The sequence below is a fragment of the Hyphococcus sp. D3-15 genome, from assembly GCF_055809375.1.
This window is the reverse complement of record NZ_CM147910.1, coordinates 2,252,337-2,266,832: the sequence shown is the minus strand read 5'-3', so window position 1 is coordinate 2,266,832 and position 14,496 is coordinate 2,252,337. Positions and strand designations below refer to the sequence as shown.

The window sequence follows — 14,496 nt, the reverse complement described above, 5'->3', positions numbered from 1 at the left end:
CCATCACCCAATAAAAAGGCCCGGCATCGCGACCGGGCCTTTTCTTTTTTGGTGCTGCGCGCCTAGTGATTCCAGGCAGACAGCTGCGGGTGGCGTTTTTTCCAGTAGTTCTTGTGATGCGGGCGGCCAAGCTTGCCATCGACGCTATAGACCGCGAGCTCATAGTCTCCGGCGCGCAAAGAGCCATTGCCGGTTTCATCCAGCGGAAACTCATCAAGCACGCCGTCGCCATTGAGATCGATATAGACGATGTTCGGCGCATCGACCTCGATCACATAAATGCCGGTTTCCGGCAGCTCCTGATCGAAGATCAGCGGGTCGAAAGGCTCAAAGGTCTGGATGTTCGAGGCGACTTCCGTCCGCGTGCCGTCCCAGTTGACTTTCGACAAACGCATGGCGCCGATGATCGGATCAGCGAAACGCGTGTCTGAAAAGGACACCAGCTCCACATTCACGAATTTGCCCTTCTTGCCGAAAAACTTGTACTCATCCACTTCTCCGGTCTCGGAAAGATTGCCGGCGATCACAAGCCCGTCCGCATCAAGGCGCTTGCCGGCGTTCTCGCCTTCGACCAGCGTGTTCGGCACATAGAACGGCAAAAGCGGCAACACCTTCGGGCGGTGGCCCCAGCTGAAGAAATCTTCCTCCAGCACGCGCGACGCATTACGCGCCAGCGACAGCTTCACCGCCGAGCGCTCGGAGAAAAAGCGGTCCGTGGTGACAGACCCTTCCAGCGACAGCCCGACGCTCGCGCCCGACGCCATGGTGTGCAGGATCGTTTCCGATGCGTTTTGCGGCCCCGTGAAAACCGGCACGAAAGAGTTCGGGTCAGGAACGCCGGTGTCCGGCAGGCCGTCGCCCGGTGCGCCAATCGGATCGTGATGACGTAGGCCCTGAATATGGCCAAGCTCGTGGGCCGACGTATTCGCCGACTGGCTGACAATCGCCTCTGACAACAGGGCCGACAGATCACCGCCGAAATCGGCGGGGTCGAGGCCGGAAAAGCCGATCAGCAATCCGCCCGACGGGTCGAGCTGCGCCAGAAACTGCCAGAAGCTGGCGTCGGCGAAGGCAAGGTCTGTCTTTGTCTGATTGCGGAAGTCGATATTCTCCGCCTGACCAAACAAAATACTGACGCCGCCGGATGGCGTGAGCCTCACATTGCTGCCGGCGCTGCAATCGAGCGGCGCATCATTCAAGCCGATCAGCAAGGTTGAATATTCCCCGACCGTCGGTTCGGTCTGGGTGAAATGATAATTGAATTTTTCATAATCCGCTTCGATGCGCGCTTGAATGGCGTCGCGCTCTTCCGGCGAATAGACATAATCGTCGAACACGCCGAACAGCGCGCCGGTGGTGAAGCACACCGGAAAAGTCGGCGCGCCGCCCGCGTCAAAATCCAGAAACACGACTTGCTTGTTTTTGAATTGATAGGCGTTGTAGCTGCGCCGCCAATGACGAAAGGCGGGAATGGATGCGTTCCCGGCGCCGCTCGCCAGCGCGGCGCGCTCCGCACGGTCAGCATCGAAAAACGCCGACGCATCCGCCTCGCTCGCAAAGGCGGGCATGCCGCAGCCTTGCAATCCGCAATCGTCGGACTGAATGCGATATTCTGTGATCGCAAAATTTTCCTGCGCGCTCGCGCCCGCAGCAAGCGCCAACACGGAAGCGCCCGCCGCGAAAGCAATTTTAGCGCAAATTCGTCCGGTGTTTCTCATGTCTTCTCTCCCTTCAAGACAATAAACAAAAGAAATATGTGGTGATATTTTACAGAACAGATGCGCCAAGTCTGACATGTTCGGAACACCATGTCATGTCAGATTAAAATTAGTTTTTCCGCAATTTTGCACAGCTGCAATCAAGTGATGATCAGTTTGTGAATGTGAGTTTCATTCCGCTCTATTCATTGCTAGAGTGCAAATATGAAACGCGCCCTCACCGCCGCCGCGATTTCCTGCACGCTCGCCGCGCCGTCCCTCGTTTTTGCGGCGCCTTCCTGTCCTGATCAGACAGCATCGGCGGATATGTTGATCGCTCGAACGCAAACCATTGTGCTCGCCGAACCCATTGCGAGCGCCGCGACGCTGGCGGCGCCGAAGCCGGATTTGCGCGCCATACAAAACAAAGCGAAAGAAGGCGCCGACAAGGACAGAGCGACGGCGCCGCGCCTGCCGATTCAACTGTTCCAGATTCTCGAATTCATAAAGGGCGAAGGCGAATTTGAACGGGTCTCGCTCGCCACAAGCCTCGCCGAGCACGAAAATCCATCGGTCTCGCCCGATCATGATGATCCTGCATTCTGGAAAGATGGCGCCGGTCGCGGCGTGCTGACGAAGGATTGCGGCGTGGTTGCGGATTTCGAACCGGGAGCGCACTATCTGCTTTTTATCGGCGCGCCCCATGTCAAAGCCTATGAAGCCGTCCCCACCGATGACGACCCGTGGCTGCTTTATGTGCGCGAGCACGCGGCCAAACCGGACGCCCATCGCTAAACACGGCGTCCGTTAAGATTTTGGCAACTACATGAACCTTTGGAAGGAATGGAACCGCTTCGGCGCGCGCCTGTTGGCGGTGCAATAGACGATCTATTGCAACCTCCCGGAGGAGTTCCATGAGTAAAAAAACAATCCTGATTTTGGGCGCCGCTTCATTGCTGACCGCAGGCGCGGCCCATGCGCAGAACTATGGCGCTGAGGAATCGCTCGGCCCCTATATCTCCGCTGGCTATAACAATTTCGACTTTGACGAAGAGCTTGGCGGCAATGCGAATGTCAGCGCGGTGACGGCGCGCGGCGGCTGGCAGTTCTCGCGCTATTTCGCCATTGAAAGCGACATTTCATTCGGCATCGATAATGGCGAATTCGACTATGACGGAAGCGAGGACGATCTCGATTTCGACGACAATGACGATGACGATTTCGATGATGTGATCGCCGGCCCCGGCGATCTCGGTCTCGACTATCTTGTCGGCGGCTATGGCCGCGTCATCTTGCCGGTGAGCGACAAGTTCGATCTGTCGGCGCGGGCCGGTTACGCTTTTGCGGAAATCGACTCGACCGTGCAGACGCTCGGCGGCAATGAGCTTGTCTTTGGCGGCTCTGATGACGGCCTCGCCTTCGGCGCATCCGCCGCCTACGACATCACGGAATCATTGTCCCTGCGCGCTGACTACACCCATTACGATTTCAGCAACGCCAATGCGGAAAGCTTCGGGCTTAATCTTGAAGTGAAATTCGGGGGCTGACCGTCTCTCTCCCTCCCTGGTCACCCCCTGCGGCGGCGCATCCCCTTTATGCGCCGCCGCTTTTTGCGTGAGCTCTCACCGACACTGGCTTTTTCGGCGCTCCAGACGTCTATATCTGGTAAGGTGAACTGCGCCCCATTGGCGCCGCGCCGCCTGGCGGCAAACATGCCGTTGAATTCAAGGAGGGGATCCAGCCCATGCATCGAGCTCTATTGTCTCTACTCGCCTTTCTTCCCGCCACCGCTTACGCCGATGACGCCAAAGTGCTTTCCGGCATTGATGCGCGCTATGACGAGACCGCATCCGTCGCGCGGCAATTATGGGAGTGGGCCGAAGTCGGATACAAAGAAGAACGCTCAAGCGCATTGCTGCAATCGAAGCTGAGCGCCGCCGGCTTCACGGTCAAAAAAGGCGTCGCGGACATTCCCACCGCCTTCATCGCCGAATATGGCAAGGGCGGCCCGGTGATCGCCATCCTCGCGGAATTCGACGCCCTGCCCGGCATCAATCAAAATGACAGCGCCACGCGCGCGCCCATCGACGGCAAGGGCGCGGGGCACGCCTGCGGGCACAATCTGTTCGGCGCGGGATCGCTCACCGCCGCCCTCGCGGTGAAAGACTGGCTCGAAGAAACCGGCACGCCGGGACGCATCCGGCTTTACGGCACGCCCGCCGAAGAAGGCGGCAGCGGCAAGGTCTATATGGTGCGCGCCGGCCTGTTCAACGATGTGGACATCGCGCTGCACTGGCATGCGGATGACGAAAACTCCGCTGCGGCGCGCACATCGCTCGCTAATCGCTCGGCAAAATTCCGCTATCGCGGCGTGTCCGCTCACGCAGCCGGCGCGCCAGATCGCGCGCGCTCTGCGCTGGACGGGGTTGAAGCCTTCAACAACATGATCAATCTGATGCGCGAACATGTGCCGCAACAAACGCGCATCCATTACGTCATCACCAATGGCGGCCTGGCGCCGAATGTCGTGCCGGATTTCGCCGAAGTCTTTTATTATGTGCGCCATCCCGACGCGGCGATGGTGGACCAAATCTGGACGCGGATCGAAGACGCAGCGCGCGGCGCCGCACTGGGCACAGGGACGCAGGTTGATTGGGAAGTCATTCACGGCAACAACCCCTTGCTCGTCAACGAAACGCTGGCGCGGACGATGGATGAAAAACTGCGTGCGGTCGGCGGCGTCACCTACACCCCGGCGGAGCGTAAATTCGCCGAAAAAATCCGCGAGAGCTTTGACAATCCCGGCGCCAGCCTTGAAAGCGCCGCGGAAATTCAGCCCTATTCGCGCTCGCTCGGCTATGGCTCCACCGATGTGGGCGATGTTTCCTATGCGACGCCGACGGTCGGCGTGCGCGCCGCAACCTGGGCGCCCGGAACATCCTCGCATTCATGGCAGGCGGTCGCCGCGAGCGGCATGTCCATCGGCTTTAAAGGCGCGCAAGTCGCCGCCAAAGCAATGACCCTCACCGCGATTGAATTATACGAAAACCCTGAACTGCGTGACATGGCGCGGGCGGAGTTCGATGCGGCGCGCGGCGAGAATTACAAATACACATCGCTACTTGGCGATCGCGACCCGCCGCTGGATTATCGCGACTGAGGAAACAAAAAAACACGCGAGCGCTGTGCTGCGCCCGCGTGTTTTCGCATTCATTCCTAGCCAGCATCACAGACTGCATATTTATGAGTGTGTTCTGTTGCGTGGTCCGGAATTCATGTCAGGTCAGTTGGTGTTTCGTTCGAAAACAAGTCTCCTTGTTGCGTCCATCCAAATGATTGTCGGTACAGGGAGGGAATTAGTACCTACAAGGAGTATCGAATATCGAAAGCATGCAACCGTCAATTGAAAACGGCGTTAACCATTTTCACATTTTAATACTTTGTTAATAATCTGGCGCACATCCACACAGGTTACGCATCCGAAACATTCCTGCTTCGCACACGCAAAATCGCGAATTCGCCCGAAATCGGCGCCGCAGCCGGTTAGCTGGCTTCCCCGCCGACCCGCTGGGCCAGCGCAGCGCTCATAAACCCGTCAATATCGCCGCCAAGCACCGCGTCAGGGTCCGTATGCTCCACCGCCGTGCGCGTATCCTTGACCAGCTGATAGGGTTGCAACACGTAAGAGCGGATCTGATGGCCCCAGCCAATATCGGTCTTTGACGCCGCAGAGGCTGCTGCTGCTTCCTCGCGTTTTTGCAGCTCAACCTCATAGAGACGGGCGCGGAGCATGTTCCAGGCGGTTGCGCGGTTTTTGTGTTGCGAGCGTTCATTCTGACACTGCACGACGATGCCGGTCGGATTATGCGTAATCCGGACCGCGCTGTCGGTGGTGTTCACATGCTGGCCCCCGGCGCCGGAAGCGCGGAACGTATCGACGCGGCAATCGCTTTCATTGATGTCAATGTCGATCTTGTCATCGACCACCGGATAAACCCAGACCGACGCGAATGACGTATGGCGGCGGGCGTTGGAATCATATGGCGAGATGCGCACCAGGCGATGCACGCCGGATTCCGTTTTCAGCCAGCCATAGGCATTGTGGCCCTTAACCTGGATGGTCGCGGATTTAATGCCCGCTTCCTCGCCCGGCTGCTCTTCGATGATGTCGACCTTGTAGCCCGATTGCTGCGCCCAACGCACATACATGCGCAACAGCATCGACGCCCAGTCATTCGATTCGGTGCCGCCGGCGCCGGGATGAATCTCCACAAAGGCGTCATTGGCGTCCGCCTCGCCGGACAGCAGCGCTTCGATCTCCGCTTTTTGCGCGCGCGCATGCAGATCGGTGATCATGGTCTGCGCCTCGTCGAGACTCGCCTCGTCGTCTTCCTCCCACGCCATTTCGGCAAGGCCTAAAAGATCGTCGAGTTCGGTCTGGATCGCACCGACGGCGTTCATCTGGTTTTCCAGCGCCGTGCGTTTTTGCATCAGCGCCTGCGCCTCTTCAGGCTTGTCCCAGAGTTTCGGGTCTTCGGCTTTGGCGTTTAGCTCTTCAAGCTCTTTTTCTGACTTATCCCAGTCAAAGACGCCTCCTCAGCAGCGCGAGCGACTGCTTGATTTCGTCCGTGAGCGCATCAATTTCGGCGCGCATATCCGTCTCCTGATCGCCGCCCATCCAAACCGAAGCCGGATGCGCGGATAAATGTTGAAAGGCCACCTATATTAGGATCGCCGCCCTAGTAAAGCCCGTTGAGGTCATCCTCGCCTTCCTCTTTCGAGGGGGCGGCGCTCAACAGCGGATCGAGCGAGAAATCATCTTCAAGCGAGCGGCTGCGATTGGGATCGTCTTCCGCCTTGAAGGCCTCAAGAATGACATTGCGGTCGCCGGGACCGGCCGGCTTGCCGGTTTTCGCGTTGACCCGCACCAGCCGCACGCCCGACGGCACCCGGAAGGGAATGCCCGCCGTGTCCTTCAACGCCTCGACCATGAAGTCAGCGAAGATCGGCGCGGCGACGGAGCCGCCCGCCTCGCTCTGGCCCAGCGTCTGCGGCATGTCGAAGCCAACATAGATGCCGGCCGCAAGGTCGGGCGCGAAGCCGACAAACCATGCGTCCTTATAGTCGTTGGTGGTGCCGGTTTTGCCGGCGAGCGGTTTGCTCGTGGCGCGGCGCACTGCGGACCCGGTGCCGCGAATGACGACGCCCTCAAGGATCGAGGTGATCTGGTAGGCGGTGCGCGGATCCATCACCTGACGACGCAAATCGGGCAATTGCGGTTCCGACTGGCCGGACCAGACTTCCACATTGCAGCCCACGCAGGGGCGTTCATCGCGCTTGTAGATGGTCTTGCCGGTGCGGTCCTGAATCCGGTCGATAAACACCGGATCTACGCCCTTGCCGCCATTGACGAAGACGGAATAGCCCGCCGTGATTTTCATCAGGGTGGTTTCGCCGGAACCAAGCGAGATGGCGAGCTCGCGCGGCAGGCGGTCGGAAAGATTGAAGCGCTCAATATATTCCATGATCCGGCCAATGCCGAGATCCTGCGCGAGGCGCGCGGTCATCGCGTTGCGCGACTGCTCGACGCCCAGACGTAAAGTCGACGGGCCGTAATAGCGGCCTTCAATATAGTTGCCCGGCCGGTACCAGCTATCGAGACTTGGCGCCACGAAGGGCGCGTCGAGAACGATGGAAGACGGCGTATAGCCGCTATCGAGCGCCACCGAATACACAAACGGCTTGAAGGTCGAGCCGGGCTGACGCTCAGCCTGCACCGCGCGGTTGAACTCCGACATCTGGAAGGAGAAGCCGCCGACCATGGCGAGCACGCGGCCCGTATGCGGGTCCATGGCGATCAGGCCGCCATTCACCGCCGGCGCCTGACGCAACGCATAGGCGTTTTCCGGCGTCGGCTTGGCCTTCGCATCCGCCGCCGCCTTTTCGCCCTTCGGCAAAGTTGCGGCTTCGTATTTTTCTACATAGACGACATCGCCGCGCGACAGGATATCAGCGACCGACACGACTTCCTCGCCGCGATTATTGGCGGAGATATACTCGCGCGCCCATGTCATCAGCTCGAGCGGCAGGACCGCGGTCTCGCCGTCTTCAAACCCGATCTGCGCTTCGCGCGCACCGGCGGCGAGCACCAGCGCCGGACGCCATGGCGCCATGTCGTCGGACACTTTGCGGGCGTTTTTCAGATCGTCGACTTTATCGCCGAAGACTTCGACCCACTCATCGCCGACATCGATCTTGTCGATGGCGCCGCGCCAGCCATGACGCTGGTCATATTCAACCAGCCAGCGACGCAAGGCTTCGCCGGCTTTTTTCTGCAAATGCGGATCAACCGAGGTGCGCACCGCGAGACCGCCATCATACAGCGCCTCAACGCCGTAAAGATCGACGATCTGTTTGCGCACTTCCTCCGCGAAATATTCCATGGTCCAGTCGCGCGCGCCGAGCGGCGGCGCCACTTGGGCGCCAAGCGGCAGCGCTTGCGCTTCGCTTGCTTGCTCCGGCGTGATCCGGCCATCATCGCGCAACCGGCCGATGACCCAATTGCGCCGCTCAACCGCCTTCGCCTCATTGGCGATCGGGTGATAATTGCTCGGGCCTTTGGTGATCGCGGCGAGATAGGCCGCCTCTGCGATCGTCAATTCATCCAGCGACTTGTCGAAATAGTTGAGTGCGGCGGCAGCTACCCCATAGGAGCGATTGCCGAGGTAAATTTCATTGAGATAGAGCTCAAGAATGTGGTCCTTGGTGAAGGTCCGCTCCATCTTCCGTGCAATGAGCATTTCACGCAGCTTGCGTTCGACTTTTTGCTCGCTGGTCAGAAGGAAGTTCTTCGCCACCTGCTGGGTGATCGTCGAGCCGCCTTCAAGGCGGCGTCCGCGCAGGATATTGCCCACATTCGACATTTGCGCGCGGACCAGGCCGCGGAAGTCGAGACCGGCATGCTCGTAAAAGGATTTGTCTTCCGCCGACACGAACGCATATTTGACGTGATCGGGCATCGACTCGATCGGCACGAACAAACGCCGCTCGCGCGCAAATTCCGCCACCAGCGAACCGTCACCTGCATAAACCCGTGTCGTCACCGGCGGCGCATATTCCGCCAACTGTTCGTAAGCGGGCAGCCCCTGCTCAAGCTTGTAGAGATACCAGGCGGAGAAACCGGCGACGCCGATCAGGCCCAGCGTTGCGGCCGCGAAGCCGAAGCCAAAGAATTTCAGCACAGAGACCGCCAAGTTTCCGCCACCACCGCCACCGCCGGAAACGGGCGCTGCGACAGGTTCAGGCGCGGGCTCCGCCCTGCGCTTAGGCGCGGCGAGCGGCTCAGCAGGCTCTTCGTCAATCTCGTCATGGAGTTCGTCCGCTTCACCCAGGACGACTTCCTCGTCATCGGGGTCTTTGTCCGGGTCTTCAAAAATCGACTTGGAATCAATCTTGGGCGGCTTCGGCTTTTCCGCCGGCGCGTTTTTGCGCGTGAACATATCGTCTTCGATAGGCTCTTCCGGCGCGGCTGCTTTTTTCGGCGCGCGCGGGGCGTCTTCACCGGCGTCGCCAAAGGACAGGCGCTCGCCGCCCGATGGCGGCGTCATTTTCGGTTTGTCGTCTGAATGATCGCTCATCTGTCTGTACGCTCGCCTGTACGCTTTCGTCTTACGCGTCGTCTGCACGCTTGCGGCCGCTGATAGTCGCCGACCGCAATTCAGCCCAAAAGCGCTGACCCTTCCATTTCCCCAAAGCCGCCGAGGCGCAGCTTCTCGCGTTCATCCCCGCCCTTTTACCGCATAATTTGGACGGCAGCGAGGCGCAATAGCCGCATATATCCCTTATTTTGGTAAGGTTTAGCTTACTGTCCGGCGACGGGCGCAAGCTGTGCGTGACGTTGCAGCGCCTCAGCCTCGAAATAGGCGTCGATCAGATCGGCAACCGCCGTCATGGTCCGTTTGCGCCAGACCGGCGAGGTCAGATTGGCTTCATCCTTGGCATTGGAGATAAACGCCATTTCCAGCAGCACCGCCGGCACGCCGGCGCCGAGCAGCACCCGCAGATCGCCCTTGCGGTGTGTGCGGTTCAAAAGCGGCGTCTTGCCGGAGAGGTTTTCGATCAGGATTTCCGCGAATTTCGAGGATTTGGTCATCGTCGTATCCTGCGCCTTGTCGAGCAGGATGTCGCTGATCGCTTCATAATCATTGAGGGCGACATCGTAAACCTGGTAATTGCCTTCAGATTTCGCCAGTTTCGCCGAGCGTACCGTGCCTTCTTCCGACAGCGTATAGACCGAGCTGCCACGCACTGCGTGCTGCGCGATTGCATCAGCATGCAGCGAAATGAACAGATCGGCGTCGGCCCCGCGCGCCAGGGTCTCGCGCTCGTCCGGGCGAATGGTTTCGTCTTCATTGCGGGTCATCACGACGGTATAGCGTCCGCGCGCCGTCAGAATGTCTGCCAGCTCCTTGGCGGCGGCGAGCGTCACAACCTTTTCCAGCGTGCCGCTCTGGCCTTGTGCGCCGGGATCGCGCCCGCCATGGCCGGGATCGATCACCACGATCTGCTTGTGCTCTGCGGCGTCTTTCGCGTCATTCTTGTGGCTTGGCGCCGGCGGCACGGAAAGGCTGGCGACCTCGCTGGCGGACGGTTCCGCAGGGCCCGGCGCGCCCGTCGGGGTCGTCACCTGCTCGATAATCGCGGCGATATCGTCCTTGCGGGCTGGCAGGCTGGCCAGAAACGCCGCCTTGTCCGCCGTCACAAGATCGATGACCAGACGGTGCTTGGCGACGCCGCCGCCCGGCTCAAGCACGAATATGTCTTTTATTTTCGCAGATTTTTTCAGGGAAAACACAGCGCGCGCGCCAGCGCCGCCGGATTTCGAGAAATTGACGGCGGTGACATGCCCCATGCCCGATTTCGCCGCCAAAGCGCCATCAAGGCTCGTGAAATCGACGAAAAGCCGCCCCTCGCCCAGCCCGTCGCCGGAAATCCGGTAATCGGGCGCGCCCTTTAGGTCGAAAACGATCCTTGTGGCGTCGGGATTCGGCCCGAAGCGCACATCCAGAAGTTCAGACGCGTGGGCCATGCCGGAAAGCGCCAGGGCGCATAGCGCTGGCGCGGCCACGAAACGGGTCGCGGCGAATCTCATAAGTCTTTGCGCCGATTTAAAGAATCCGGCCATGTTACCCATCCATACGCCCGCACCAACACGCTTTCGCGCGCCGCCGCGATGAACGCCGCCAAGTATCGCCCCGGAACTCCCCGGCTTGATCTCTAAAGGCGGCATCTTGATTACGCCAGCGTTAACGCCGCGTTAATCATTCAATCGATTTTTACATGCAACACTGAGTCGGTGTTAACCATGGGTTTTCTTTTTCCCCGCACTCATGGCATGGTGAAAATACACTTGCGCCCGGCCCGGCCATCGGTCACACCGCAAGTTGTTGATATCTGGACGCGCAGGGCCCATCTATAGGGCGACCGAAGGGACCCAGATCCCTGCGCATATGAAGAATTTTTCAGGAAACGGCGGATGATTTCGTCTTTCCAGAAACTTGACGCCGGCAGCTCCCCCAGCCGGCCCGCGATTCCGGAGATTTCCGGCGGCGCGAGGAGCAAAAAGCGACGCCCTGGGCAAGACAGTCGGGGCGGCAAAAAATACGGCGCAATGCGCCACAAGACCCAGGCGCAAGCGCGCCACAAAATAACCGCCGGAATTCCGGCACAAATAACCGCCGGATAACCGGCATGGAAAACAGCTTTCGCTGATGACAGTGACCGCCCATATGATCTCCCCCGCCGCCAGTCCTCGTGACTGCCAGGCGCGCGGAGCCGAGCGCGCGCGTCCCAACCAGCGATCCAACACAGCCAATGCGCCGGCCAAGCCGCCGCATTGCGGAGCCTTATTCAATGACCAAAAAAATGCTGATCGATGCGGCCCACCCGGAAGAGGTGCGCGTCGCGGTGCTCGACAACGGCAAAGTCGAGGACTTCGACTTCGAATCCGCCGCCCGCAAGCCGCTTAGAGGCAATATTTACCTGGCGCGCGTCACGCGTGTCGAACCATCGCTGCAGGCGGCCTTTATCGAATATGGCGGCAATCGCCATGGCTTCCTCGCCTTTAGCGAAATTCATCCTGACTATTATCAGATCCCGGTCTCCGACCGGCAGGCGTTGCAGAAATCCGAAGCGGAAGTCGCGGAGCTCGCAGCCCAGCTCGAGCTTGCCTCCGGCGGCGATGATGATCATTTCGATGATGATGAACGCGGCAGCGGGCGCGAAGACGACGATCACGACCATGATGATGACGATGACAACTCGAAGCGCCAATCCGCTGCGTCGGACGACGACGCCTCATCCGATGAGTCTGATGCCGATCCCGTAGACGAAATCGAAGCGGACCCTTCCGATTCTGAAGATGAGGAAGAGGAAGAAGAAGACGGCGAAGAAAATGAAAATCTTCGCGCGTCGGTAAAGATCGAAGACGACCAGGACGAAAGCGCTGACGAAGATGCTTCCGAAGGCGACGCCGCCGAGGCGAGCGCGGAAGAAGCCGAGAGCTCAGAAGACGAAGCCGTTGAAGCTGACGCTGACGCAGAAGACGAAACCGTCGAAGCGTCCGGCGAAGAAGACGAGCCGGAAGAAGAGGAAGAAGCGCCCGAGACCAAGCGGTCCAAGGCGAAAGAGCGTGAAGCGCTGTATGAGCGCTACAAGGACGCCAAGCGCCGCCGCGCCCAACTTCTGCGCAATTACAAAATCCAGGAAGTCATCAAGCGCCGCCAGATCCTGCTCGTGCAGGTGGTCAAGGAAGAGCGCGGCAATAAAGGCGCGGCCCTCACGACCTATATGTCGCTTGCCGGCCGCTATTGCGTCTTGATGCCGAACACCGCTCGCGGCGGCGGCATTTCCCGCAAGATCCCGCATTCAACAGACCGCAAGCGCCTGCGCCGCGTCGTCAACAGTCTCGAAGTGCCCCAGGGCATGGGACTGATCATCCGCACCGCCGGCGCCAAGCGCACCAAGGTCGAGATCAAGCGCGACTATGATTATCTTCTGCGCCTGTGGGAGAACATCCGTAGCCTGACGTTAAAATCAATCGCGCCTTGCCTGATCTATGAGGAAGCGAGCCTGATCAAACGCGCCATCCGCGATCTTTACGACAAGGACATCGGCGAAGTGCAGGTCGAGGGCGAGAACGGCTATCGTGAAGCGAAAGACTTCATGAAAATGCTGATGCCGAGCCATGCGAAATTTGTGCAGCCCTATAAGGGCAATGCGCCGATCTTCCTGAAGCACGGCGTCGAAGCCCAGCTCGACGGCATGTATCACCCGACGGTTCGGTTGAAGTCCGGCGGCTATATCGTCATCCATCAGACCGAAGCGCTGATCGCGATCGACGTGAACTCGGGCCGTGCGACGCGCGAGCGCAATATCGAACAGACTGCGCTGAAGACGAATATCGAAGCCGCGCACGAAGCCGCGCGGCAATTCCGCATGCGCGACCTCGCCGGTCTGATCGTGCTCGATTTCATCGACATGGAAGAGCAGCGCAACAACCGCAAAGTCGAAAAGGCGCTGAAAGACGCGATCAAAAATGACCGCGCGCGCATTCAGCTCGGCCGCATCTCGAATTTCGGCCTGCTTGAAATGTCGCGCCAGCGCCGCCGCTCCGGCATCGTCGACGGCACCACCCAAACCTGCCCCACTTGCGCCGGCGCCGGCGCCATTCGCTCCGCCGAAATGGCGGCGATCCGGATCTTGCGCGCCATTGAAGGCGAAGCGGTCTCCGGCAAGGTTGGCGTACTGGCAGTGCACGCATCGCTCGACGTCACCGTCTATGTGCTCAACCATCATCGTGACTGGCTGAAGCGCATTGAAGATCAGAACGGTGTCACCATCCAACTCATCCCGGACACCGCCCGCGCCGGCGACGACTTCACCCTCGAAAAGAGCGGCGTCCCGCGCGAGCGCAAGGACGTTCCGCAAGTGATCCGCGCCGACCAGACGGAGCTTGTCGAAATCGAAGCCGCCCCTGAAGCAGAGGCGGAGGCCGCCGACTCCGATGGCGAAGATCGTGAAGGCGGAGAGCGCAAAAAACGCCGCCGCCGCCGCCGCCGCAAGGATGGACCGCGCGACAATGCCGAGGCCCGCGATGGCGATACGCCGAGCGAGACCGCAAGCAGCGAAGAAGGCGGCGACGAAGAAAAACCGCAACGCGAAGCGCGTGAAGGCGATGGCGAGGAAGACGATCAGTCGCGCCGCCGCCGTCGTCGCGGCCGCCGTGGCGGCCGCCGCAACCGCCGTAATCGCGAAGAAGGACAGGAAGACGCGTCCGCCGAGAATGGCGAGCAGGCGTCGGCGGAAAAAAATTCCGGCGAGAGTAATGATGCGCCGGAAAGCCCGTCCGGCAGCACTGCGGACGCAGCGCCCGAACCGGCCGCCGAGGCCCCGCCGGAACCAGTTGTAGAAGCAGAGCCCGATACGGCGCCTGAATCCGCAAACGGTCATGATGCAGCGCCGGAAGCGGAAAAAGCCGTCGAAGCGCCTGAGCCGGCGCCGGAACCTCAGCCCGAAATCCCGGCAGAGGTGGCAGCGACGCCGAAGCCCGCCGAAGCGAAACCGCGCAAAAAGGGCTGGTGGAACCGGGGCAGCGATGCTTAACCGGACGCAGAGCCGCTAATCCCTTAATTTCACCTCACAAATGCGGCGCCAGACCGGCGCCGCATCTCGAAATCGCCGCAAAGCGGCTCTATGATAAAGCGAGTGCAGGCTCTGGGGGGCGTGCAAGAGGTTCAGA

8 protein-coding genes are annotated in these 14,496 nt (G+C 60.0%); 4 read left to right on the top strand and 4 right to left on the bottom strand.

All coding sequences use genetic code 11. The features are described 5' to 3' along the window. Positions 1-62: 62 nt before the first annotated feature. Complete coding sequence (locus tag AC0L8G_RS11180; protein WP_473384274.1) at positions 63-1,718, bottom strand: zinc metalloprotease; 1,656 nt, start codon at positions 1,716-1,718, stop codon at positions 63-65. A gap of 204 nt (positions 1,719-1,922) precedes the next feature. On the opposite strand from AC0L8G_RS11180, the gene AC0L8G_RS11175 reads away from it, so the two are divergent. The 3 genes from AC0L8G_RS11175 to AC0L8G_RS11165 all read left to right on the top strand — a co-directional run bounded on the left by AC0L8G_RS11175 (position 1,923) and on the right by AC0L8G_RS11165 (position 4,857). Further along, entirely contained in the window at positions 1,923-2,492 is a 570-nt protein-coding gene (locus AC0L8G_RS11175) for a hypothetical protein (RefSeq protein ID WP_473384273.1), read from the top strand. Between the two features lie 119 nt (positions 2,493-2,611). Beyond that, positions 2,612-3,244 carry a porin family protein gene (locus AC0L8G_RS11170; RefSeq protein ID WP_473384272.1) on the top strand — a complete coding sequence of 211 codons (633 nt, stop codon included), beginning with the start codon at positions 2,612-2,614 and terminating at the stop codon, positions 3,242-3,244. A 197-nt stretch (positions 3,245-3,441) separates the two neighbouring features. After that, complete coding sequence (locus AC0L8G_RS11165; protein WP_473384271.1) at positions 3,442-4,857, top strand: amidohydrolase; 1,416 nt, start codon at positions 3,442-3,444, stop codon at positions 4,855-4,857. 383 nt (positions 4,858-5,240) lie between these two features. Here AC0L8G_RS11165 and prfB read toward each other — a convergent pair. The 3 genes from prfB to AC0L8G_RS11150 all read right to left on the bottom strand — a co-directional run bounded on the left by prfB (position 5,241) and on the right by AC0L8G_RS11150 (position 10,848). Beyond that, a protein-coding gene (gene prfB / locus AC0L8G_RS11160) for a peptide chain release factor 2 (RefSeq protein WP_473384270.1) occupies positions 5,241-6,351 on the bottom strand; the annotation gives its coding sequence in 2 pieces (ribosomal slippage) (positions 5,241-6,281 and positions 6,283-6,351; 1,110 coding nt in all). An 85-nt stretch (positions 6,352-6,436) separates the two neighbouring features. Continuing rightward, positions 6,437-8,938: a penicillin-binding protein 1A gene (locus tag AC0L8G_RS11155; protein WP_473388855.1), complete on the bottom strand. Its 2,502-nt coding sequence runs from the start codon at positions 8,936-8,938 to the stop codon at positions 6,437-6,439. Between the two features lie 620 nt (positions 8,939-9,558). Beyond that, on the bottom strand, positions 9,559-10,848 hold the full coding sequence (locus AC0L8G_RS11150) for an N-acetylmuramoyl-L-alanine amidase (RefSeq protein ID WP_473384269.1): 1,290 nt from the start codon (positions 10,846-10,848) through the stop codon (positions 9,559-9,561). 761 nt (positions 10,849-11,609) lie between these two features. Between AC0L8G_RS11150 and AC0L8G_RS11145 the strand changes: the two genes are divergently transcribed. Then, a complete protein-coding gene (locus AC0L8G_RS11145; RefSeq protein WP_473384268.1) occupies positions 11,610-14,360 on the top strand; it encodes an Rne/Rng family ribonuclease in 2,751 nt (916 codons plus the stop codon). Positions 14,361-14,496: the final 136 nt, after the last annotated feature.